Raw genomic sequence first — 24,374 nt, 5'->3', positions numbered from 1 at the left:
CACCTTCCTTTGTGCAAGTTAGTAGGTATAAGCCAGCAGGGCCATGAGATTATCGAAGGAATACGCCTGGCCGGATGCCACATCGCCGAAGCCTCCGTTAAGCGGGCTGCCTTCGTCTTTCACCTGATAGGCGTTCATTCTCTGAATGCTGTCCTGATAGAGCGACGCATCGCCGATCTCCGAGCCGATCATCGCCGTAATCGCATAGATCGCCGTAGACTGCACCTGAGTGGCGGGCGTGCCCTCTTTCGTATAGCGGCCGTACAGGGTCCCCGCTTTTACATGTTCCTTGATGTAACGGATGCTGGCCGGAGCCGGTTCACCCGCTTCCGCCAAATGCAGCACCGTGAGCAGGGATTCCACCATATTGATCCCCTCGGAGGTGTAGGCGTTCTTCTCGTAATCGAACCTTGTCTCGTAGAAAGGGAACGCGTCCGACAAATATCCCTTTGCGATAAGGCCCTTCATATTATCCAGAAGCGCTTGCCTGGAAGCGTCGGGCAAAGGAAGCATGCCAAGCGTCCGCAGGTCGATATAACAGAGCGTCACGAACTTGTTCGTGATCCCGTACGTTTCATCGTAAAAGTCGTAAAGCTTTCCGTCCTTCACGTTCGTTTCGTAGAACCGCTTGCCGTATTTTTCCGCTTCCTTGGCGTAAGCCGGTTCGTCGAAGGCCTTGGCCGCCTCGGTCAGAGCCCGGATCATCCGCAGGTCGTCTACCGCCGCGTTGAGCGGGTATTTCTTCTGCTGTTTGGGGCTGTACCGGTAGCTGAAGCCCCGCTTCAGGTCAAACGTCTGTTTGGCCAGCGCCCAGTGCCGTGCGAATTCTTCTTTCCGCTTGGATCGTGCGTCTTCCCTCATTTGAAGCGAAGCGGATTCGCTGAGCACTTCGTGGCCCGTAGCCGCCTCCTTGGCTTCGTCCGTTTCTTTGAGGTTCGTAAACACGCCGAACGGACCCGTCATGCGGGTCTTTATAAAAGCATACAACGCCTGCCGTTCATTCTGCACGTTGATGATTTTTCCATTCTGCCCGGCCGGTTTACCGGAAGGGGCCGGCACCGGAGAAGCGTCTTCTGTTTTCCGGTTGACGATCAGGAACAAAACCAGACACAATACGACACCGAGCGCGATCACGGTTCCTTTCTTCAAGCCGTCACTTCCTTCATTCCGAATCTCATTAAATCCCCGTTATCTATGTTTAAGCTTAAAATCCGCTTTCCCTGCCAAAATATTCTACTTTCTTAATACTGCCACAAAGTCACAAATCAAAGCAATGCACGTTCTATTAAATTTGACATAAGACGACATTAAGAAAAGCCGCAAACGCGGTCTCCCGGCTTGTACGGCTTTCGTCCGTAACGCTTTCTATAACACGGCACCCGACTCCTTTAAAAAGAAGCATAAACCGCGCCGCGGGAAACTCCCGGCGTGCGGTGTCCGGCGTCACATGACGGTGGACAACCATGAGGCGGGACTGTACCTGCCTGCCGGATTCCGCAAAAAAAAGAAGACCCTCCCTGAAGGGGAGGGATCTTCCGGCTGCTCCTTGCGGCATGACGAGTCCAGATTCCGGCTTAGAACGGATTCATGACGTGGAAAAAGACGTTTGGCGACGCCATCCGGTAGTAGAAGCTGCACCAGCCGACGCCTTTGTTCGCGTACCGGTTCGACGTGCTGTACAGCAGGCGCTCCTGCTCAAGCTCCTCGATCCGGCCGATCCGGCCTTCCGCGTAGTCCAGCAACCGCACGGACGCAGTGTCCAGACGGCTCAGCACCCCGCCGTACCGGATGTCGATGACTTCCCATCCGAACGGCTTGAACATGCTCAGCCACTGGCTCCTGTGGGCCGCCCGCAAGGCGCGTACCGCTTCCGCAATCTCCGGAAGCACGTCTTCCGCGATACGCTTCAGCGTACTTTTATCGCCCGCATCGTAAGCCCGCTTCAGCTCGATGCCGATCTCGCTCTTGCGCTTCAGCACGCCGGCCAGCTTCTCCGGCACGTCGAAGATGTAGTCGAGCGCCGCGGCCGGGTCGCGCCTGCTGCGGATGTCCTGCTCCACCTTCGCGTAGTGGGCGGACATCTCCAGCCCCTCGATCTGCTTGTCGAACAAGCCGAGCAGCACGTCCTGGTACAGCAGGAACTTCGACGGGTTGCTCTGTTTGCGGTTGTCCGGCTCCGAACCCGGCGTTTCGTCCAGGTACTTCATCTGGAGATAGGCGTCCGCCTCAAGGCCGGTGCAGAATTTCACACGTTCGGCGAGCACGGCCCAGTCCGGGGAGCCCTCCGTATACGCGTGCTCCGCGTAAAACTGCAGGCCGAGCAGCGCGATGTACGGGTTGCTCTCCATCCCGTCGTCGCCCCACATGGTGGCGTAGGCTTCGCGGATGCCGTGCTTCTTGTTCACCCGCAGCGCGGCGTCTGTCGCCTTCAGCGACAAGCCGTAGTTCACGCCGAACGTATTGAACACCCAAACGCCGCCGGCGTACACGAGATTGCAGCCGAGCGGAGCGTGCTGGGCAATCTGGCTTTCGTAGTCCGCTTCTTCCGTATGCACGTAATCCCAATACACCAGGTCGACGTCCTTGGGAATGCGGGCGGCCATCTCAGCCGGAATTTGCGTGTCTTTGTTGTAATGCTCGCTGCCCGTGCCGGAAGCCAGCTTGAGGAACATATCGCTCCACATCATCGCTTTCAGCCCGCGGCGGCGCGTTACTTCCAGCACCTTATCCAGGTGCGTGACCATAATGTCAAAACGGCTCGTAAACCCGTTCTTGTCCAAATATTTGCCGCGGCCCAGCTCTTCCGCCTCGTCCATGCCGATGTGGATTTTACGGCTGCGGAACGGCGTGCTGGCCGCTTCGATCATCTTCTCGACGAGCTCGTCCGTTTTGTCGTAGCCGACAAGCAGGGCGCCCTTCGTGTCTTTGTATTCCTTAACGGGCTCCCACTTCAGGAACTCTTCCAGGTGGGCAAGCGTCTGGATGCTCGGAAACGCTTCGATTCCGAACTGATCCGCGTAATCGTCGATCTCCTTCAGCTCCGCTTGCGTGTAGCGACCGCGCATATATCCGAAATAAGGCTGCCCTTCGATCTCATAGGTATCTTCGAGATACAGCATGACCGTATTCATGCCCATCAGCGCCATTTTGCGGAGCATGAATTTAAAGCTTTCGAGCGTCAGCACCCCGTTGCGGGACAAGTCGAACATCGGCCCGACAATGTCCAGATGCTGCTTCTCGCGGATGCCGAAAGACTCTCCGCCGCGTCCGTGCTGCACAAGAAGGCCGAGCGCGCGGTAAAACTGATGCTTTTGTCCGTAACGGATGTAAGCCGATCCCTGCTCCAGGCCCACTTCCAAATCGCCGGAAGACGGCCCGACGGCAACTTTCAACCCGTCTTCCGCTTCCGTGACGGAAAGCTCCTGCAGCAATACCTGAAGACCCGGCCGCAGACCTGTCAAATCTCCTTCGAAACGCAATTTCATTAGCGGTTTCCTCCCCAATTGTTTTCCTGTTCCCGGCGTGGCCGGTCTCTTTTTTTGTATGGGCATAAAGACCGAATCTTACGATGACTGAAAGCTCTTTACACCGTTTCATCGAGTCAAAAGCTTCATAAACTCCGGAAAAAGCGCGGTTCTAGACAGACAGGGTAAGTTCCTTCCGCAGAGACTCTCCTCAAAAGACCGCTTCCTTGCGGTATGGATGGCGTGTAACCGTTTTTTTACCCAGATACTACGTTCTACAAGCCGCCGGATTGTCCTTCTCCAACCGTATTCAAATAATTGATTAGGTTAAAAGAAAATGTTTTCAAGGCGGTGCAAAAATAGCGCGGCACGGGAAGCTGCTCCCCGGAATGCTTCGACCTGCAGCTTGCTAATATCGGCATCTAGTATTTATCGGTTACCACACCAAGGGAAGCCGCTTTGATAAAGTGCCGGTCCCTAAGAACCTTTAAACTCTCCGGGTCTCCTGTCACCACGACTCCTAAAATACGGATGTCCTCCTTATTCAATAGGTTGTCCGAACCGGCCATTACATCGTAAGTGGATTGCATTCTGGCTTTCTTTAAGGCCGGAATAAAAAATTGTTCAGGGTCGGGGAGCTGCTCCCCGTAATGATTAACCGCATGGAAGCCGATCGCGTCATCCTCATAAATAGGAGATGGAAAGTTTTCCGTAACAACGGTTTCTCCATTTTTCCCCTTCTCTGTGTACGATTGATAAGCATTCGCTTTTCTGGCCTCTTCCTTCTGGGAATTTGCCCAATACCAGACAGGATTAGGGCCTGCGGACATCATCGTTCGGACCTCGTCCAAGGAATAGGATTTATCAAACGACAGCGCCATCTCCACATACTTGTCCTTTCCTATCTGCTCCAGAAGCTTGAGGTCATCCTTGTAATGATGGTTGTAATCTACCGCAGGATCATAAAATTCCATTTGTTTTAATCCCGCATGGTTATAGCTGGGCCGGTAATTTTCTTGCTCTTGAGTCATTGCAGTGTATTCTAACGAGTTGCCTCCTCCCGAAGAAAATTTTTGTCCCGCTATTTCTCCCGACGTATCGCCGGGCGTCTGCATGCCGTACATATAACGCCAAGTACCGGTGTGCACCCTTTTGCCGTTTACGTATTTGAAGGTATAAAATTCGATTTCCCCGTTAAAAACCCCATTCTGCCATCTGAATGAATCCATAAACTGATTTGCCCCTTTGACCAGATACCGTGCTTTTAATTGATCAAGCAGCTTTCGGCCATTCCTATCGACCTGCTCTTTAGCATATGGAACGACAAAAAACACCGCAGAAACCAATAGGACAAGAGCTGTACAAAAACTGACGAAAATGGTTCTCAGCAAGGACCGTTTTTTTGCTTTCCTTAAAGTCTGTTTAAACCCTTCATTCAATCGCTGTTCAACCAAAGTCTCGTTTTCATCTTTCTCCGTCGTATTCATGGCTCAGCTCCCATCTTTCTTTAAATTGATTTCTGGCTCTATACATGTAGGTTCTTACCTGGTGCTCGGATAAAAACAAAAGCTCGGAAATCTCCCGGTACGTCAGATCCATTCCATATTTCATAACGAGGAGAGTTCGGTGTGTCTCTTTTAGGGAGTTTAATATGCCTAAAATTTCCTCCCGGTGTTCATTCCGCAGAATATGCTGCTCCACCTTTTCCTCTCCTGCCAAACATTCGGTAAACTGCTGTGCATTAAAGGTCATATTCCGCTTATTTTTGGTATGTAAAGTATAGTAGCTGTTAACGGCAACGCGGTATAACCAAGCCGTCATCTGCTCTTCCGGAATGGAATCAATATAAGTGAAAGCTTTGAGCACCGTATCTTGCAAAATGTCTTCCGCATCCTCCTTTCCTGCACCCATTTTCATTAAAATCTTTAAAATCACTCTTCCTTTGACGTAAAACATCCGTGCCAATTCATCTTCCATAGTTCACCTGCCTTACCGGGAAAACCAATTAAATTTCAATTATTAAACTATCCAATCGAAGAAAAGTATACAAAATTTGAGAATATTTAGTTGGAATTCAGTTATTATCTGTTCTGATTATCCAAGGTGCAGCTCCGATTGCCCATCATTGTGCCGGTGTTGCTCGAAGCTTCAGCCCCATTAGTGCAAAGATGCACACAAGGCACATTAATAAGTCATCGAGACATAAGACGACATATGATAAGCCCGGAATGAAAGAAAGCTGTCCCGGCAGGTCCGAAGACCGCGGGACAGCTTTTTATGCAGATGGGAACTTGAATGAAATAGATAAGTCCGTTTTCTACGGAGCCGTAATTTTCAAAACAGGCCGGCTCTCGGCGGCGGCATTTTCCTTGCTCCCATAGCTGACGTAAGTATCGGAGCCGTTGGTGAGAGAACGGATTTCAACGGCAATCCTCTTGTCCCCGGAAGCCAGGGCACGCCGCACCGCCTCCGAAACGTCGATCATGACGGGGCTCCCGGCGGCAGGCACTTTCCATTCGGCCAGAGGCAGACCCGGCACAGGTTTGGTGCTCCATGTCAGCGTATTCTCGTCCCACTGCGCGGAAACGAGTCTCGCCTGATGGGTGACGGCCTTGGCCGGTGCGTCAATGGGCGTCAGGACAATCGCTGCGCGACCGGCCGTTCCCGTATAAGACGAAAGGTCAAACTGCACGAGCGCGCTGCGGTTGTAGCTCGCCGCTTCGTTCTTCACTTCCATGAAGCCGGCGGTTCCGTAGTTCGTGCCGGCATAGCTGCCGTCCCGTACGGTCGCGTCTCCTTTGGACGAAAACAGGGTGGCGGCGGCGTTCGAAAACTTCGCGTGAAACGTTCTGCCGTAAGAACCGCTCACGTCCACCGAAAGCTTCAGCGTCGGGCTGTACTGGGTAACCTGAATCCCCGGATCCAGGAATACCGCGCTGCTGTAGCTCCGGTTGATTTCGACCTGGATCTTGCCGCTGTTCTGCTGGGTTGGGTCTGACACGGAAACATCCAGTCCGTCGGCGCTTTCTTTGACCAGAACAGAGGCCTTTTTATCCACGGTCAGGAAATCGGCTCCGTCCGCTTTGACTGTCTTGACACCGTCCTGCCAGAAATTCGCGGCGACCAGATTTAAGGTTTTCTCTTTAACCGCCTGCGCCGCCGTCGTATTTTCCAGAATAGCAATGTCCGGATTGGCGGCATAGCTCTGTACCTGCGCCCGGCTGCGATTCGGCAGCGTGACATAGCTGTAGGAAGCATTCGACGGATTAACGCCGTGGTCCAGCCAGAGTGCCAGGTAATCGGCGCTTTTTATTTCCTTGTAGCCGCTCAAGACCAGCTTGGGACGGTAGCTCGAATTCGGATTCTCGCGGCTTGCGTAGGCAACCGTTCCGTCCGGATCCGCAGGCGACGAGGCATAGATGCGCAGGGAGAACACCTTCTGGTTGTTCGCCAGGGCGTTCTGCAGCGGCTGGGACACGTCGATCGTGACGGGAGTTCCCGCCTGCATGCCCGACCACTGCCGGACCGGACTAAGCGGATTCGAAGCCGGTTTGTTCGTCCAGAGCAGGCCGCTTTCCGTCCAGGAGTTGTCGGAAACCCATTCCGCCGTATGCTGGACCGCTTTTGCCGTAGGTCCGATCACCGTAGGGACAAGCGTAACTTTCGCGCTGTCGAACTGGACCTGCCCGGGCACGAAATTCGTTAAATCGAATTTCAGATACGTTTCTCTGGCGTAGCCGTTGGCGTCGTTTTTGACAACCAGCGTCGGCTCTGCGCCATGGTTCCCTTCATTGGAACGGACGTACGAATCTTCCGTCCCCATCACGTTGTACACGTCGGGGGTCGCCTCGTTAATCTCGTTCCAGGAACCGGTTCTAGTTTCACGGGAAGCCTTCAAGGCGGCCGATCCCGGGAAATAGTACCCTACGCTGGACGATTCCCCGTCCGTGTTGCCCTGCAGATACGCCCAGTTCGTTCCGGGCAGGGCCGCCGACCAGCCGGAAGCCGCAGGCTGGGCCGTCCCGTTCACGGCAAACTCGTTGCCGCCGGTGATCCGTCGGTTCTCCACGATTGTCTCCACCTTACGGGGAGAGCCGTCCCAGCCGCTGCCGGTCTGGCCGGAATTCGTAATGCCGGCTCCGAGCGATACGATCTCGTCATCGAACATGAACCACGACTTCTTCGCCGTCAGATTGGACGGAGTCAGAATGGCTCCTCCGCTTCCGATATCGCCCGGCGCTTTCAGGTCCATTCCAGCGGCGCCGTAACTTCCCAGCAGCTCCGCTCCGCCCGCCCACCGGTTAGGGCTCAGGTAGCTCGTCCAGTTGCTGCTGTTCGTGCGTTTCTGCGTATCGACGGTTGTGCCCGGGAGCCGATACCGGTTTACCGTCGGCCAGAAGTTGTCGTACTGGCCGCTGTCGGCATTGTACAGGTAAGTCATCCCGTCCCCGGTATACCAGCCCTGTACGTTGTTTTTATTGCCGGATTCGTATTTATCCACCCGGTTGGACGACAGGCTGAGCCCGAAGCCGAAGCCCGGGCGCAGGTGCACGGCTCGGTCCTGGTTCGCGTAGATCGAGGTTCCCGTCTTCTCCCCTCTGGACGGAACCGCCGAATTCACGATCTGCTTGAGCTGCAAATACTGGTACATCGAGGAAGAGTCCAGAATCTGGTTGGAGGCATCCTTGCTTAACCAGTATTTCAGCATGCCCTGAATGGCCTGTTTCGGATTGTCCGGGTACTTCTCCCCCATCTGTTCATTCGTGGACGGAGCCGGGAGCAGAAGGTACCCTATGGAGGCGATGAGGCCTTTGCCGGTCAAGACCGAGCCGGTGTCCGCATTTCCCAGTGCCGGCCCGAAGGCAATATTCCTTCCCCGCACCATATCCATCACATTGCCGTCATAAATAAACGGCTCTACGGAATCGAACACCCACTTGTAGGCGTTCCATTTGCCCGCATCGGTCACGTCCCACTGGGTACCCTCCAGCGCGTAAAGCAGGATTCCGATATCGTTGAGCAGAGCGGTCCCGTAACCGCCGATGTAAGGCATTGCCGCATGCTGGATAAAGGAACCGTCCTGGTAAAAGCCGTCGCGGGCCGGCGTATTCGGAGCCGAGGCCGGACTTACATACGCAAAGACGCTGCCGAGCGCGTCCCTCGCGTTCGTTATTTTCGCGGCATCCTTCACCAGAATTCCCCGGTAAGCGACCGAAATGGCCTGGTCGAGCAGATTCGCTCCGGTCATAACCGGACTTCCGCTCACCGTTCTTGCCGCCGAGTCAGGAATAAATCGGTTCACCGCGCTCATATAATTCGTTAGCTGGGCAGCGGTTAAATCGTCCCGCATCAGGATGCCGATCTTGGTCAGCGCCTGGGGCACGCCGATCTGCCAGTGGTACCAGTTGCCGTATGGAGCCACGGTCGTGTTGTACTTCTGTGCATAAAGCCAGTCAAGAGCGCTCAGCACGTCATTTTTCAGAGCCGTATTTCCGTAAAAGGAAGAACCCGGCGTGTAGTAAACCGTAATCATGGAAAGCAGGCGGTTGTACGAATTGGTGATATCGCCCGATTTTGTATAACTGTCCGTGCTGGTAAAAGGGAGGTCGACCCACAAATAAGTCCGGTCCGCACCGCGGTTCAGGATATCCCAAACTCCTTTACCGCTGGAACAGGGAGCCGAAGCCGCCGCACACGAAGAAACGGCGCTGTCCATCTTGGCGAGCTTGCTGCGGAGCACGGGGTCCGAAACGGGAAGGGAGTATTGATCGTCCCCCAGAATTAAATGCAGCAGCTTCAAACGCATGCCCTCATAAGGGTCCTCCGCCCGGACCTGGCGCGCGCCTGCGCCGAGCAGCGTGAATACAAGGGAACAACAGAGGATTACGGCAAGATAAGATGTTTTTGTCAGACGGTGCATGGGCATACCTCCACCATTTTATTGAAACTTAATGAAAGCGTTATCTTTTCCATCATACGGGATTATACATCCTTACACGTGCAAGATTTTTACTTTTATCGGTCTAATTTTGACTTCCATAATTTACATTTTTGACTTAAATAGCATTTTTCTAGTAATCTAGTAGAGTGCCCTCTTGCACCCATCACGTCATTATAAGCATTCTTTGCCCTCCGAGATTGTAAATTATGACACCTGGGTATTATATCTTGTGGGAAAAACTTACTTGGCTCCACCCAAAAAGAGAATCGTGTACAGGGGAGATTGGTATATGCCGGCTATCGACAAGCAAAAAATCGTAGAAAGTGTACCCCAAAAGGGGTTTTTCGGACATCCCAAGGGACTGTTCACCTTATTTTTTACCGAGTTTTGGGAGCGGTTTTCCTATTACGGAATGAAAGCCATTCTTGTTTTCTACATGTATTACGAAGTGACCCGCGGCGGTCTCGGCTTCCCGGAAGGAACCGCGCTGGCCATTGTGTCCATTTACGGTTCCCTCGTGTATATGTCGGGGATCATCGGAGGCTGGCTCGCCGACCGGCTGCTCGGGACTTCACGGGCCGTGTTCTACGGCGGGATTCTGATCATGTTCGGGCATCTCGTGCTGGCCGTGCCGGGGAACGTCGCTCTCTTCTTCGTCTCGATGGTGCTGATCGTGCTCGGCACCGGGCTGCTCAAGCCTAACGTATCCAGTATCGTAGGTGAAATCTACAGCGAACAGGATACCCGCCGCGATTCCGGCTTCAGTATTTTCTATATGGGAATTAATCTGGGCGGCTTCCTCTCGCCGCTTATCGTGGGAACGGTGGGAATGAAGAACTTCCACCTCGGGTTCGGCCTGGCGGCTATCGGAATGTTCCTCGGGCTGGTCTTGTTCGTTCTGACCAAGAAAAAGAACCTCGGCCTTGCCGGAACCGTCGTGGCCAACCCGATGTCCCCGGCCGAGAAGAAGAAAGTTTTCACGATTATGGGAATCGTAATCGTCGTAGTGGCCATCTTGGTTGCCATCGCCATCCCGGCGGGCCTGCTGACCTTCTCTACGTTTATCAAGCTGATCGGGGTGCTCGGTCTTCTCATCCCGACGGCATACTTCATCGTTATGTACAGAAGCCCCAAAACCACTGCCGTGGAACGCTCGCGGCTCGTGGCTTATATCCCGCTCTTTATCGCGTCGATCATGTTCTGGGCCATTCAGGAGCAGGGCTCGACGATTCTGGCCAACTACGCGGATAAACGGACCCAGCTGGATTTCATGGGCCTGAACATTTCGCCGGCCTGGTTCCAGTCGCTCAACCCGCTGTTCATTATCGTGTTCGCGCCCGTCTTCGCGTGGCTGTGGATGCGGCTCGGCGACCGCCAGCCGACGATTCCGAAGAAGTTTTCGCTCGGCCTGCTGTTCGCCGGATTGTCCTTCCTCGTCATCCTGCTGCCGGCTTATTTCGGCGGCGACGCTCTGGTGAATCCGCTGTGGCTGGTGCTCAGCTACTTCATCGTCGTTGTCGGCGAACTGTGTTTGTCGCCGGTCGGCTTGTCCGCTACGACGAAGCTTGCGCCTGCGGCCTTCACGGCCCAGACGATGAGCCTGTGGTTCCTATCCAACGCGGCGGCCCAGGCAATCAACGCGCAGATCGTCAAGTTCTATACGCCCGAGACGGAGATGCTTTATTTCGGCGTCATCGGCGGAGCCGCCATTGTGCTCAGCCTGCTGCTCTACGTGCTGTCTCCGAAAATTCAAGGCTACATGAAGGGTGTAAAATAAGATTTTGCGGCGAACCTCCGGTCCAAACGAGACCACTGAAAAACTGATGTTTTTGAAAAAATCCAGAAATTAAGGGAATCAACATTGTCTCCTTAAATACGAAACGAGCCTTAGAAGTGATTCTATAGGCTCGTTTTTTCTGATATTTTATTATTTAGAAGAGCGGACTTTTTCAGCGGACTCCCTGTAAGGAGCCTTCTCTCTATTCGGTAACTGCTTGTAATTCCTTTTCGTCTTTTACTTCTTTGTTGAGCATAGCCTTACTGTAGTCTGATGCCTTAAAAGAAGCGACCTTTCTGGTGTAGGGGGAGTTGGAAATTTCACCAGGTGGAATATAAAGGCCACCTGGCGTGCTAGGGTACGGTAAGTATGAGACAGATTTATTAGCCCCGTAGTAGTATGCTTGCCATACAAACTTGGAACAATAATTATTTTTAATATCAGACCATCCAAATGGGTCGATTACATATGTCCACATTTTGTATAGGTTGGCATCTGCCCATTTAGCGGCTTCAGCTCCCCCGCCCTCTGTATGTCGGTAGACAGTTATCAAATCGTCTGGTTTATGTCTAATACCTGTGTAATAGGTTAACGTATCCATTTGCGGCCCTGTTGTATGAGCATTGTATACCTTATTATAAGGACCTGCAATAATTCCAACGTGGCCAACAATAGGTTGAGCGCCACCTAGAGTTTTGCTTGAATATAGAATATCTCCTGGTTGAACAGTAATAGTTGTGCCCGGATAGGTTTCATCTGGTATTCCATTGGGAGTCACCTCGGCTTTGGTCGAAAGAGGGGCTGACAAAAGCATAGTACTTGCTAAAACAGCAGATAAAAAATTAAATTTTGAAGCAATTTTTACTGGTATATTTCTCCTTTTATGTTAAATTAAGTACAGTAGATAGAATATACCCTGGGTTAATTTTTTTCAATAGATTTCTATTTTTGTTTAATATATACTCAATGTGTAAATGGAGGTGATTTTTGTGAAAAAAAAGTTACTATTATATCTGCTGTTACCTATCCTCATTCTCATTGCTGTCATATATATTAGAGCGCAAATAATTGCTAAGGTAATGGAAAAAGATGTGATTGCATATCTTCAAACAAAAGGATATAGCTCTAATGACATCCTAAAGTCTAAAGGACTGGTTGGAAAATCGCCCGTATACTCTGTGATTATTGAATTCAAGGATGAACCTGGTAAGAAATACTACTACGTCAAAAATAAAAATGGAGTGTTCCAAATACAACACCCAATGAGAGGCAAGCATAATGAAGAATTAGATATAGAAAAATATCAACAAGGCTGGTAAAGTCTATCTGAAAATTCCAGAAAATAAAAAAGACCCTCGGCCGTTAGGGAGACCACTGAAAAACTGATGTTTTTGAAAAAATCCAGAAATTAAGGGAATCAACATTGTCTCCTTAAATACGAAACGAGCCTTAGAAGCGATTCTATAGGCTCGTTTTTTCTGATATTTTATTATTTTAGAAGAGCGGACTTTTTTAGCGGCCTCGTCCAAACCGAAAGTTTTTTAGGTTTCCAGAATTTATAGGCGCGGGGTTCATCGGGTTTTTGCGCTCTTTCTCTGGGCCGCATATTCCCTTCTCAAGGCATTTTCTGCCCCTTAACGTAACTTTAGAACTATTTACATTTAATTCCTCTTGGATTACGCTATTTCCAGAAATACTACAAGTCGACGACTTCTTGAAAGCGGGTTTTTGCAGTGACGGATGATTGCGCGGTGAAGGTTTACAAAGCTCTCGGTGAAAGCACGCGTCTGCAGATCGTCAAGATGCTGGTCAAACGGCGGGAGCTGGCCTGCCTGGAGATGGCCGGACTGTTGAAAATCACGGCCGCTTCCACTTTGACGCATCATTTGAAGCCGCTGCTCGATTGTGGAGTGATTGCCGTCCGTAAAGAGGGAACGTTCCGTTACTACCGCGTACAACGGCATGTTCTTGAACATTACGCGCCCTATCTGCTTGGAGAGTAAACCGGCACACCTTTATTTCGGTATTTGCAGAAATATAAAATTATCCAAAAACGGAGGAGAGTTACGATGGCTGAGGACAAAGGAGTCTTTGAAGCAACCGGCATAAGCACTTGGAGGAAATTGCAGGACGGTCCGGAAAGCAGGCTGTTCGAACCGGTAAAACTCGGAGCCTGGAGCCTTCAAACCCGCACGGCCATGGCGCCGATGACCCGTTGTTTCGCGGATGACAAAACAGGCGTCGTCGGAGACGACGTGGCGCGGTATTACCGGAAACGGGCTGCGGACGGAGTCGGTCTGATCATTTCCGAAGGCATTGTGGTCAGCCCCCGCGGCAAAGGGAATCCCGGGGTACCCGGCCTCTACACCCCGGAGCAGATCGAAGGGTGGAAGAAAGTAACCGAGGGCGTACATGCGGAGGGCGGCACGATTATCGCCCAGATTTGGCACGTGGGCCGCTTGTCTCATCATGAGATTGCCGGCGGTTTGCCGCCGCAAGCCCCGTCCGCCATTCGGGCGGAAGGAAATGTAGCCCGGCTGCGCAAGCCTTACGACACTCCCGAAGAGATGACCCTCACGGACATTCAAGAGCTGGTAGACCAATTCGCACAGGCGGCCCGAAACGCGATGGAAGCCGGCTTCGACGGCGTCGAAATCCACGGTGCGCACGGATATCTGATCGACCAGTTCAATTCGGATGCAAGCAATCGCCGGACAGACCGGTACGGCGGCGACCTTGCGCAGCGGTTAACGCTGACGAAAGAAGTGCTGAAGGCGGTTGTCGACGCGATCGGTTCGGACAGAACGCTGATCCGCTTTTCCGCCCACAAAGTCGATGACCCGAGTTATATGTGGCCGGACCCGGACAGCGCCATCCGTACCTTCACGGAAGCGTTCCGGGAAGCGGGCGCGACCATGATCCATCCTTCCACCATGCAGTTCACCCGGGTACTTGCGGACGGAAAAACGATGCACCAGCTCGTACGCAAATATTGGGACGGCGTTATCGTCGGAGTCGGAACGCTGGACCCCCAAACGGCGGAGCAGGCTTTAGCCGAGGGAACGATTGATCTGGCCGCTTTCGGCCGTCCGCTTATTTCAAACCCGGACTTTATTCACCGCTTGAAGAACGGGGAACCGCTGGAGGAATACGACGCGAAGCAGCATCTTGGTGTTCTGGTTTAATAAAAATTTTTTTAGTATGCCAACAAAACAAGCCGGCACCACTAATAGGTGCCGGCTTGTTTGTAAGCTTGTCAGTCCGCTCGTGCTGCCTCAAAACGGCACGGCCGCATGGCCCCGGCACGATGCCGCCCAAGGTCGCTTAGGACTGAGGCGCTCCTTGAGCCTGGGCCATAAACGCTTTAAAATCCGGAACAGTCGGATTCGCCAAATAGTGCCCGCCCTCTACCTGGATCGTCTGGCCGGTGATAAACTTCGACTCGTCCGAGGCCAGGAACAGCACGGTGTAGCCGATATCGTCCGCTTCGCCGTGATACGGCAGGGCATTGTACTTGGCGAAAATGTCCAGCACCGGCTGCGGCATGTTGTTCTTCGCGGCAGGCGTCAAAATCAGACCCGGCGCGACTCCGTTGCAGCGGATGTTGTCCTTGCCGTACTGGGTCGCGATATACCGGGTCAGATTCACTACGGCCGCCTTGGAGGCTCCGTACGCCGAACGTACGGCATCCGAGGCGAAAGCCGCCATCGAAGCCGTATTGATGATCGAGCCGCCTCCGGCTTTGATCATATGCGGAATCGCGAACCGGCTGCCCAGCAGGACGCTTTTTGTATTCACGTTCATAAGCCGGTCCCACTCTTCGAGATCCATGTTTACGACGTCGACGTCTTTTTTTAAATTGGTCAGGCCCACGTTGTTAAAAAGAACGTTCAGAGCCCCGTACTGCTCGACGGTAAAATCAACGGCATCGCGGATCGACTGTTCGTCGGAAGCATCCAGGAAGACGCCTGCCGCTTCGCCGCCTTCGCTCTTGATCGTCTCGGCCGCTTCTCTCGCGCCTTCGGCGTTATAATCACCGATGACGACTTTAGCGCCTTCTCTCGCAAGCAGTGCCGCCGCGGATAGACCGATGCCGGATGCCCCGCCTGTCACTAAAGCCACTTTACCTTGTACTCTTCCCATCTTGTTGCCCCCCTGTAGTTAGTTATTCGTGCTCCTTGATGTTCTTAAGCAGCTTCTCGTAAATGGATAGGAACTGTTGAATCTCTTCCTCGTTCAGCACTTGGAACAACTCGATTCGGAGTTCCTTGCCTTTCTGCTGAGCTTCCCGGAGGACGGTAATTCCCTGGTCCGTAATCGCCAGGAACACGTTGCGCCGGTCGTTCTCGTTATAGCGCCGCTCCGCGAGCCCCAGCTTTGTAAGCCTGCCCGCAATGTTGGTCATGGCTCCCGGCGTGTATCCCAGCTTGCTTGCCAGCACACTCTGCTTCTGGGGTCCGTTCTGCTTGAGCTCGGACAGAGTGATAATGGGAGAAATCCCAATGTTCGGCTCAAAAGATTTGGTCCAGCGGATGATCGCTTCGTTCGTGAACAGCTCGACAGTATGAATCAGCTTGAAAATATCGTTTTTATCCAAAGTAGCCTCCTTGATAGAGGGTAGTCATACAAGCAGGGCTGCCATAACCATACCTACGCCGATTCCGGAAGCTCCGCCTGTTATTATGGCGGTTTTGCCTTGTAATTTTTCAGAGTATGATAATATTCATCTCCCATGCATATATTTTAACATCTAATAATTTAACAGTAAATAGTGTTTCGTTAAAGAACCTCGCGAACGAAACCGTCAAGGGGCGGCGCACCTTTTTAACGTAAAAAAGACGCCGGGCATAAATGCCAGACGCCTTCTAAGATAATCTCGGATTTAACAGGGCCAAGAGCCTGCCGGACGCTTTTACGAACGCGCTTGATCCGAACCGGATGCAGCCGGGGCCGATTCCCAGCATTCGATCTCTTCCAGACCGGGTACGCGGTCTTTCGTGAAGACTGGATCTTTACCCGCTTTTTTCTGTTTCACATAGTCGTTTAATACCGCAAAAGCGATTTTGGACAGCCAGGTGATCGCAATCAGATTGACCACGACCATTAGGCCCATAAACAAGTCGGCCAGATCCCAGACGACCTGGACCTTGGCGACGGAGCCGAAAATAACCATGGCCAGAACCGCGATCCGGTAAAGCCAGACCCAAGCTTTATTGGAATGGAGGAATTCGATGTTCGTTTCCCCGTAGTAATAGTTGCCCAGCAGTGTGCTGAACGCGAAAAGAAACACCATGATCGCGAGGAAGCCGGACGCCCACGACCCGATATGGACGCTCAAGGCGGCCTGCGTAAGCTCGATGCCGTTGAGGCTCGGATCGGTGTACGCTCCGGAAAGCAGCACGATAAAAGCCGTGCTCGTACAGATGATCAGCGTATCGGTCAACACGCCGAAAGACTGGATCAGCCCCTGCTTCGCCGGATGGGACGTCGTTGCCGTCGCCGCGGCGTTCGGCGCGCTTCCCATCCCCGCTTCGTTGGAGAACAGGCCGCGCTTCACTCCCTGGAGGAGCGCTGCTCCGAGCGAGCCGCCCGCTATCTGCTCGATACCGAAGGCGTTTTTCACGATCAACGCGAGGACTTCGGGCATTTTCGTTATATTCATCAGCACCACGAACACAGCGATCCCGATATACAGGACCGCCAGCACAATAACGATGTACTCGGACATTTTCGCAATCCGTTTGACACCGCCGAAAATAATCGCTCCGAGAATCAGCGTCATAACGATGCCGACTGTCAGACGGTTCGTGCCGAAGGAGTTTTCGAACGCGATCGTAATCGTATTGGACTGTACCGCATTAAATACCAGGCCGAAAGAAATCGTAATCAGGACGGCGAACAACGCTCCCATCCAGCGTTTCTTCAACCCCGTCTGCATATAATAAGCCGGGCCTCCGCGGAAGCCGTTCTTATCCTTGATTTTATAAACCTGCGCCAGCGTGCTTTCGACGAAGCTGGAAGCCGAACCGATAAGCGCGATGACCCACATCCAGAATACGGCGCCGGGTCCCCCCAAAGCGACGGCGATAGCTACCCCGGTAATATTCCCGGTTCCTACGCGTGCCGCCATACTGATACAGAAGGCCTGGAAAGGCGAGATGTTGTCGCCGGAACCGCTCTTGGACTCGAACAGGACCCGCAGCATTTCCCGGATCATGCGGAACTGCATGAACTTCGATCGGTACGTAAAATAAAGACCGATGCCGATCAACAGGACAATCAACAGTTTGGACCATAAAAGGTCGTTCAGCAGATTAATCATACTTTGTAAAAAATCAATCATGGATTACCTCGCTTGTCGGTTATTTTTTTGCACAGTATGATAAAAAACCTTTTAAGTATATCAAGTTTTCGCCCGTTGAGGTAGGATCTAAAAGCCTGTTTCAGATTTTGGAAATTAGCGGCTGACTGACACAAGTATGGGTACAAAGGCGTTATTTACTCGAACGTGTATCCGAATCATTGCATACGTGCCGAGGCGAGTAGACGTTCCTCTTCGCTTCCGCCGATTCGGCGGCCAGAAATAGCGTGAACAGCAGCCAGGTCAACACCATTTTTCTCATAAAAAACCTCCGGTATCCGATGTATTTGGGGTGTCCGTATTATTCCCTTCTCCGCAAAAAAAAAAGCAGCCTGCACGAGTGCACAGCTGCTTGGATTTTACGGGATTCCGGCGGAATTACATCAGGGTTATAAGGGTCTGCCCCAGAGAACGGTTACGTCCACCGTGACTTCATCCATCGCCATGGCCGATGCTTCCCGCAGCCGTTCATCCCGGGCTCCCCAGGCTAAAGGCGTCATGCTCAGCAGAGGCTCCAGCAGTTCGGGGCCAAACCGCCAGGAATACCGGAGGCGCCGGCTGTCCAGTATCTTGAAGCGCTCCCGGAACCGTTCAACGGCGGGACCGCTCGTGAAAAATTCCCGGTCCGTGCCAGCGTATAACATTTGACGGATTTCGCGCAGATAGTTTTCTTCCGGGATGACCTTGATCAGCAGCCCTTCTGCGTCCAGCAGTCTGCGGAACTCCGCATAATTGGAAGGCGACAGGATGTTCAGAATCACGTCGAAGCCGGCCGTCTTAAACGGCGCGTTCGCAAGATCTGCGGCGCACCACAGCGCACCCGAATCTCCTTTGGACGCCAGCCGGACGCCCTCCTTCGCCAAATCCATGCCGACCGCCAATGGTTCGGCGCCCGTCCGGCCGCTCAGCCGCCTTCTAATGCCGGATAAAAGCGTACCCTCCCCGCATCCGGCATCCAGTATGCGGATTTTACGGTGCCGTTTATCCGGTAGCACGGCCTCCGTTATCCGATCGCCGATATAATCGCGTACCGGATCGAAAAGCCCGTTTTCGTTGACGGTTTTCCGGGCCGCGAAAAGATTTTTGCCGTATTTGGTCTTAACGGCTTGCGGCAGCAGATTCAGGTATCCTTCTCTCGCAAGATCGAAATTGTGCCCCACGCCGCAGCGCAGGCTTTTTCCCTCTATTATCGACATCCGCCCGGCGCAAACCGGACAACTGAATATCGTTTCATGGGCCGCCAAGAGCTGGGCAGCCTCGTTTCTGTTTCTTTGAGTGGACATGCCAAAAACACCCCGTTCATTCGAATAGTTGAATGAAAAAGGCACAGATAAACAAACCCTGACCCATTCGCAAAAAAACGGGAGAGTTTGGCTTAGCTGTACCTTTCATTAACGATATCGAATGAATTGGATGATCATGGTCCGCAGTTCTCCTTGCCGGTTATAGGGAAGAAGCGTAAGCCCTTCTCACCAATTATAGCAGATTGTCTTTGACATGTAGATGATTTAGGAACTATACTAATTTTATGGAAAAGAATAGAACTTCTCAGACTAACAACAGCACGGGCCACAATAACGGAGGCCGCAGTCTCGGCCGTCTGATCCTGCAGCTTCGCCGGCTTGAACGGCGCCCTCAGACTTTCGGAAGCGCGGGGCCGCTCACTCCCAGCGAAATCCACACGATCGAGGCGATCGGAACAGAGGGCGGCATTCTTATGAGCGAACTGGCCGGGAGGCTGGAAATCACATAGGGAGCGGTGACGCAGCTTATTGTGCGTCTGGAGGCCAAGGACCTGGTGGTGCGTTCACCTCATCCGGAAGATTCCCGGGGCACGCTGATTTCGCTTACCGGTAAAGGAAAGGACGCGTATGCGGCCCACGAAGAAGTGCATCGCGCCTTCTACGATCAGCTCCAGGAGCAGCTGACCAAGCAGGAAATCGAAGTATTCGATACTTGTATCGAGAAATTGATCACTCTTTTAAAAAAATAAGAATTTAAAAAATCTTTGGAACAGCGCCTTATTTTTTTGTCTAATTAGTTTAGTAGCTATACCAATTAACGGGAGGTGACCGATTGTGCAAACAGCAGGATCACGGACAAAGGTACTGCGTCCTTCGCTCATGGTAACGGCTATTTGCCTAGGCGCTTTTATTTCGCATTTTACGGCCGGGATCGTGAATGTCTCTCTGCCCCAATTCGCCGCTGTCTTCGGCACTACGCTCGGTACGGCCCAGTGGATCACAACCGGCTATCTGCTCGTTATCGCCTCTTTGCTGCCCGTCATGGGCAAGCTGGGAGACCGCTGGGGCTTCCGTCTTATCCATAATCTAGGGTATATCCTGTTTGGCATCAGCTCGGTACTGGTGGCCTTCTCCCCGAACATAGGAGCGCTGCTGGATTTCAGAATCGTGCAGGCGGTCGGCGCGGCCATGTTTCAGGCGACCAATATGGCCCTGATCACCCTTCACCTGCCCAAGCAAAACAGGGGGCGTGCGCTGGGCACGGTCAATACCGCCGTCGCTCTCGGTGCCATGAGCGGACCTATCGCCGGCGGAGTGGTTGCGGAGTGGCTCAATTGGCACTGGCTGTTCCTGATCCACGTGCCCGTGGCGGCCCTCGCTACCCTGCTGGCCTTCCGCTTCATTCCGCCCGCTCCCGCTAGGGAGAAGCAGCCATCCGCTCCTTTCGATTCCATCGGAGGCTTGATGTTCATGGCGATCATCAGCTCGGTCATATGGACGATATCCGGCGGCACCTCACGGGGATGGCTGTCTCCGGTAACGGCGGCCGTGCTGGTTTCGGCCGCGCTCCTTCTGACCGTCTTCCTGATCTGGGAGCGGAGGCAGGCGAATCCTTTTATCCCCGTACGGGCCTTCCGGATTCCCGCACTGTCCGCCGGCCTGATCATCAGCTGCGTGGCATTCGTGCTCGCCAACAGCTTTCTGGTGACCCTCCCGTTCTACTTGTCGGGCGTAGCCGGGATGTCCCCGTCGGCCGCCGGGGCAGTCATGACGGCCTATCCGATTCTGCTGGCCGTTACCGGTCCGTTCGCGGGTCACTTATCCGACCGCTTCGGTTCGGGTTTGCTCGTCCTTCTCGGACTGCTTGCCATGGGCGGCGGTGCGGCTGTTTTCTCCCTCGGCCTCGGTGTGCTGCCTATGGCGGGATTGGCCGCCCTTCTGGCACTGGTCGGCCTCGGCATGGGCCTGATTACTTCGCCGAACAACAGCACCATTCTCCATCATGCGCCGAAAGAGCACGTAGGCTCTATAGGAGGAATGATCGCGTTAACCCGCAACTTGGGCATGGTCGTCGGAGCGGCTTTGGGGCTCGGAGTCGTCCAAGGGGCGGCTCCGTCCGCTTCTTCGGAACCGGACCGGCTTCCCGGCGCATTGAGTTCGGTTTTTGAAATCAACGTCTGGCTGTGCGCGGGCGCCATAGCCCTGCTGGGCCTCAGCTTTTATCTGGAAAAGCGGCGCCGCGTCCAGCCTGAACCGGTTCGGAGCGTTCAACCGAAAACACACCCATAGAACCGGCTTCCTACCCGTTCTTCCGTCTGCGCTCCTCTGCTGTTTTTCCCCGTCTCCCGTTCGCCGCCGCCCCCTCCCTATATTCAGGTTCCCGATCAAAGAGGAACCTTGCCGCCATTTGGCGGTATGCCTCCGCACGCTGGCGGCTGCCGCGCAGCTCCTCCTTCTCCGCCATCCAGGAGGCCAGGTCGGCAACTTCCATTTCCATCCAATTCTTCTTCTCGACAAACCACTCATCGTACAGACCCGGCAGCAAAGGGTCCGGAAGCCTGGCGAGCAGGCGGCCGGCCGGTTCATACCGGCGGTTCTCATCAATAGTGCGGATCTCTTCCAGTTCCTTTAAAAAGTCCAGCAAATCGCAGCGCAGGAGACAGAGCAGTCTGACATATTCCCGATCGACGGAAACGATGGAAGACCCTCCTTCGAAACTTTGCAGCATATTTTTGAAATGATTCAGATAGACTTTGAGATTCCGCAGAGCCGCTTTGCCGGAAATTTGCGGGAACAGGGCGTCGCACAGCTCCTCCCGCGTTGCAGTCGGATGGAAGATCATGTACACCAGCAAACTCTTCGCATAGCGCCGGTTCCACCCGTCCACCATCTCCCTCCCATTCAAAAAGACCCGGAAAGATCCGAGCAGGTCGATCTTAAGCACCTGGGCAAGCGCCGCCTGCTTCTCTCCTTCGTCCAGGAAAAGCTGAAGCGTATCCCGCAGCTCTCTGACCAGCGGCTCATCCGCTAAAGGCCGGCTGTCTTTTCGATGCAAAAATCGTTCGATCCACAGCGCCGTCGTACCCGGCTGTTCCACAAAGGGCATATTCGCCGCACCGGGCACGATCAGAAAGGACGCGCTGGGCAGAACTCCGACCGCCAGCGAAGCCGCCGTTACATAAATAGGATCGTACTCCCCCGCCAGAACGAGGGTATGGCGGGCGATGAATTTTAATTCCTTCCAGCCGTCTCCTTCCGTAAAAAGCTCCATAAAGCCGACATACACATCCGGATTCATCCGCCGGTAAGCATCCCTGACTACCTGAAATGCAGAGGTATGAACAGGGAGCGAAGTTTTAAAGGCAGCCAGTTCAGCCGCTAAACCATCTACCCCCTCTTTTATCAGCCGTTTACGCTCCGCTATCTTTCTGCGGATAAGATCGGCCGGTATTTTAACGGGAAGTGAAATCAGCACAAGACGATCCACGCATTCAGGATAGGAACGGCAGAACTGGACGGCTGCGCTCGCCCCTATCCCGTGTCCTACGAGATGAGCCGACGTAATTTCAAGCGCTTTCATAACTCTCCGCAAATCGGCGGTCACAAAGTCCCAGTCTAAGCTGTTTTCCTGTAACTCCGTGTTGAGCCCATGTCCCGGAAGGTCATAAAGCACAATGCGGTAATGACCGGCGAAATAAGGAAGCAGGCCGTTCCATATCGTCCTGTCCAAACCGAGCCCATGCAGGAAAACGAGGGTCTGGCCGTTCCCTTCTTCCGGCGGATATTCGTTGTAATGAACGGTTACCCCGTCTTCAACATGCCTATGCATCTTACTCCCCCAAACGCGTTCCGCAGGTCTTTTTTCCTATTTTAAAGGCTGCGCATCCTTCCAGGCAACAGAATTTTCCGGTTTTTGTCGAATATTTCCGTTTTTTTGTAACCTTGCTGTAACCCTCACTTTGTTACCATAAAGGGAGTTTTTGTGCCTTTATCCATGCCGTTTACGAGTGAATACCTGTATTATACGCGAATTATCAGGCAATAAGCGTGTAAACTCAAGCATTTCAACGAAAAAGGACGACTGCGATGAAAAAACATACCCGCCCCCAGAAAGGCGGCAAGCGCATTGGATGGGTCCTGCTCTTATCGGTTTCCATGCAGGTCTTACTGCCTATTCAACCGCTTTTTGCCGCCAAAAGCGAAAAAGAAATCGTGCTGCGAATAGACAGCAGCCTGGCCTCCATAGACCGGGAGCTTGTTCCTATCAGTCCGGAGGACGCCACCGCCGTGCCGTTTCTGGAGCAGGACACGACTTTCGTCCCCCTCCGCTTCGTATCGGAAGCGCTGGGTGCCAAAGTGGACTGGGTACAGGCGACACAGACGGTGACGATGGCCACCTACGATCGCCAAATCATGTTCGCCGTAGGCAGCAGGCAGCTAACCGTCAACGGGCAGGATCACTCGCTCTCCGTTCATCCCATTTTGAGGAACAATGTGACGTTCGTACCGCTGCGCAGCATCGCCGAATCTCTCGGCAGCCATGTCGACTATGAAGACGGTTTCATCCGGATCTCCGGCAGACGGACGCCCGCAACAGGCTCCGGCACGGTCCAGGACGCTCCCATCGACAAAAATACCGCGTTGAAGGAAGGCATGTCTTACCGCGTCTATCAGCATGACAAATTCCTGGACGGATTCGCTGCACAGCAGGAAGCCGTATCCTTTGCGAAGCAGTACGCGAACGCAACTGTCAAAAACCGCAAGGATGCCGTCGTATGGGACAGCTTCCCTCCTTACCGGGTCTACCAGAGCGACAAGTTTCTGGCCTACTATGAGAGCTATGCCGATGCGGTCGGCCACGCCAAGAAATACGCTAATAGCTTCGTTGCCTACAAAACGGCCGCGAAACCCGTCTGGACATTCGGCGGTCCTTCCAAGCAGCCCGTTTATATCGACGTCCGGCTTATCCGCCAGCTTCCCGAGCTGCCCCGCGGCTGCGAAGTGACGGCGCTCGCTTCGCTGCTCCAGTTCGCCGGGGTGCCGGTTGACAAAATGACGCTGGCGGCTGAAATCCGCAAGGACCCGACTCCCTACAGCGAGAAAAACGGCGTCATTTCCTTCGGAAGCCCGCACCGTGGGTTCGTCGGTGACATGTACTCGTTCAATAATCCCGGCTTCGGGGTTTATCACGGGCCGGTGTACGAGCTCGCGGAACGCTATTTGCCCGGGCGGGTTGTCGACCTTACCGGTACGGAGTTCGAAGATGTTCTGCATTTCGTGGGAACCGGCACTCCGGTATGGGTCATTTCCAACGTAACGTTCCGTGAGCTGGAGCCTTTTTACTTCCAGACGTGGATGACTCCGGACGGCCCGATCTGGCTGACGAAGAAGGAACATTCCGTCGTTATGGTCGGATACGATGAAGATTACATCTACATCCGCGACCCGCAGAACAAAACAGGCCGCGTGGCCAAGCAGCCTTTTAAAGAGGCTTGGGAACAAATGGGCCGGCAGGCCATCAGCCTGCTCCCCGAAGTCTGATCGTTGCTTTTTACCACCTGAATCTATCCAAAGGGAAGTGCCGTAC

General features: G+C 53.4%; 18 protein-coding genes and 1 pseudogene. 7 read left to right on the top strand and 12 right to left on the bottom strand.

Annotated features, from left to right (window positions below):
- Nucleotides 1-18: 18 nt before the first annotated feature.
- The 5 genes from ACI48J_RS00220 to ACI48J_RS00200 all read right to left on the bottom strand — a co-directional run bounded on the left by ACI48J_RS00220 (nt 19) and on the right by ACI48J_RS00200 (nt 9,384).
- Complete coding sequence (locus ACI48J_RS00220; protein WP_405081140.1) at nt 19-1,149, bottom strand: hypothetical protein; 1,131 nt, start codon at nt 1,147-1,149, stop codon at nt 19-21.
- A gap of 425 nt (nt 1,150-1,574) precedes the next feature.
- Entirely contained in the window at nt 1,575-3,485 is a 1,911-nt protein-coding gene (locus ACI48J_RS00215; protein WP_405081139.1) for a beta-N-acetylhexosaminidase, read from the bottom strand.
- A gap of 401 nt (nt 3,486-3,886) precedes the next feature.
- Nucleotides 3,887-4,951, bottom strand: a complete 1,065-nt coding sequence (locus tag ACI48J_RS00210; protein ID WP_405081137.1) for an anti sigma factor C-terminal domain-containing protein — start codon at nt 4,949-4,951, stop codon at nt 3,887-3,889.
- Nucleotides 4,929-5,441, bottom strand: a complete 513-nt coding sequence (locus ACI48J_RS00205) for an RNA polymerase sigma factor (RefSeq protein ID WP_405081136.1) — start codon at nt 5,439-5,441, stop codon at nt 4,929-4,931. Before ACI48J_RS00205 ends, ACI48J_RS00210 begins: the two co-directional genes overlap by 23 nt.
- Before the next feature lie 340 nt (nt 5,442-5,781).
- Nucleotides 5,782-9,384, bottom strand: a complete 3,603-nt coding sequence (locus ACI48J_RS00200) for a polysaccharide lyase family 8 super-sandwich domain-containing protein (protein WP_405081135.1) — start codon at nt 9,382-9,384, stop codon at nt 5,782-5,784.
- A 310-nt stretch (nt 9,385-9,694) separates the two neighbouring features.
- Here ACI48J_RS00200 and ACI48J_RS00195 point away from each other — a divergent pair, with 310 nt between their 5' ends.
- Nucleotides 9,695-11,182 (top strand): peptide MFS transporter, encoded by a 1,488-nt coding sequence (locus tag ACI48J_RS00195; RefSeq protein WP_405081134.1) that lies wholly within the window; start codon nt 9,695-9,697, stop codon nt 11,180-11,182.
- A gap of 202 nt (nt 11,183-11,384) precedes the next feature.
- On the opposite strand, the gene ACI48J_RS00190 is transcribed toward ACI48J_RS00195, so the two are convergent.
- The gene (locus ACI48J_RS00190) at nt 11,385-11,990 is read right to left on the bottom strand and encodes a hypothetical protein (protein WP_405081132.1); all 606 of its coding nucleotides are present in this window, start codon (nt 11,988-11,990) and stop codon (nt 11,385-11,387) included.
- A gap of 181 nt (nt 11,991-12,171) precedes the next feature.
- Here ACI48J_RS00190 and ACI48J_RS00185 point away from each other — a divergent pair, with 181 nt between their 5' ends.
- The 3 genes from ACI48J_RS00185 (at nt 12,172) to ACI48J_RS00175 (ending at nt 14,367) form a co-directional block, all read left to right on the top strand.
- Complete coding sequence (locus ACI48J_RS00185; protein ID WP_405081131.1) at nt 12,172-12,501, top strand: DUF3139 domain-containing protein; 330 nt, start codon at nt 12,172-12,174, stop codon at nt 12,499-12,501.
- Between the two features lie 414 nt (nt 12,502-12,915).
- Entirely contained in the window at nt 12,916-13,185 is a 270-nt protein-coding gene (locus ACI48J_RS00180; RefSeq protein ID WP_326051328.1) for a metalloregulator ArsR/SmtB family transcription factor, read from the top strand.
- A gap of 66 nt (nt 13,186-13,251) precedes the next feature.
- Nucleotides 13,252-14,367, top strand: coding sequence for an alkene reductase (locus ACI48J_RS00175; protein WP_405081130.1), 1,116 nt, complete (start codon nt 13,252-13,254; stop codon nt 14,365-14,367).
- 139 nt (nt 14,368-14,506) lie between these two features.
- On the opposite strand, the gene ACI48J_RS00170 is transcribed toward ACI48J_RS00175, so the two are convergent.
- The 5 genes from ACI48J_RS00170 to ACI48J_RS00150 form a co-directional block, all read right to left on the bottom strand.
- On the bottom strand, nt 14,507-15,325 hold the full coding sequence (locus tag ACI48J_RS00170) for an SDR family NAD(P)-dependent oxidoreductase (RefSeq protein WP_405081129.1): 819 nt from the start codon (nt 15,323-15,325) through the stop codon (nt 14,507-14,509).
- 22 nt (nt 15,326-15,347) lie between these two features.
- Nucleotides 15,348-15,779, bottom strand: coding sequence for a MarR family transcriptional regulator (locus ACI48J_RS00165; RefSeq protein WP_326051324.1), 432 nt, complete (start codon nt 15,777-15,779; stop codon nt 15,348-15,350).
- 315 nt (nt 15,780-16,094) lie between these two features.
- Nucleotides 16,095-17,525: an alanine/glycine:cation symporter family protein gene (locus tag ACI48J_RS00160; RefSeq protein WP_405081127.1), complete on the bottom strand. Its 1,431-nt coding sequence runs from the start codon at nt 17,523-17,525 to the stop codon at nt 16,095-16,097.
- Nucleotides 17,526-17,676: 151 nt separating this feature from the next.
- A complete protein-coding gene (locus ACI48J_RS00155) occupies nt 17,677-17,805 on the bottom strand; it encodes a hypothetical protein (RefSeq protein WP_405081125.1) in 129 nt (42 codons plus the stop codon).
- 127 nt (nt 17,806-17,932) lie between these two features.
- On the bottom strand, nt 17,933-18,826 hold the full coding sequence (locus ACI48J_RS00150) for a putative RNA methyltransferase (RefSeq protein WP_405081124.1): 894 nt from the start codon (nt 18,824-18,826) through the stop codon (nt 17,933-17,935).
- A gap of 245 nt (nt 18,827-19,071) precedes the next feature.
- On the opposite strand from ACI48J_RS00150, the pseudogene ACI48J_RS00145 reads away from it, so the two are divergent.
- Nucleotides 19,072-19,536 (top strand): annotated as a pseudogene (locus tag ACI48J_RS00145) (MarR family winged helix-turn-helix transcriptional regulator).
- An 85-nt stretch (nt 19,537-19,621) separates the two neighbouring features.
- On the top strand, nt 19,622-21,076 hold the full coding sequence (locus ACI48J_RS00140; RefSeq protein ID WP_405081123.1) for an MFS transporter: 1,455 nt from the start codon (nt 19,622-19,624) through the stop codon (nt 21,074-21,076).
- A gap of 10 nt (nt 21,077-21,086) precedes the next feature.
- Here the strand turns inward: ACI48J_RS00140 and ACI48J_RS00135 are convergent, their stop codons facing one another.
- Nucleotides 21,087-22,616 carry an alpha/beta fold hydrolase gene (locus ACI48J_RS00135; protein WP_405081121.1) on the bottom strand — a complete coding sequence of 510 codons (1,530 nt, stop codon included), beginning with the start codon at nt 22,614-22,616 and terminating at the stop codon, nt 21,087-21,089.
- Between the two features lie 257 nt (nt 22,617-22,873).
- Here ACI48J_RS00135 and ACI48J_RS00130 point away from each other — a divergent pair, with 257 nt between their 5' ends.
- Nucleotides 22,874-24,328: a C39 family peptidase gene (locus ACI48J_RS00130; protein ID WP_405081119.1), complete on the top strand. Its 1,455-nt coding sequence runs from the start codon at nt 22,874-22,876 to the stop codon at nt 24,326-24,328.
- Nucleotides 24,329-24,374: the final 46 nt, after the last annotated feature.

The organism is Paenibacillus chitinolyticus, assembly GCF_045038035.1.
GTDB classification, from domain to species: domain Bacteria; phylum Bacillota; class Bacilli; order Paenibacillales; family NBRC-103111; genus Paenibacillus_F; species Paenibacillus_F chitinolyticus_A.
The sequence above is the reverse complement of the archived record's forward strand: the minus strand, read 5'-3'. Positions and strand labels throughout refer to the sequence as shown.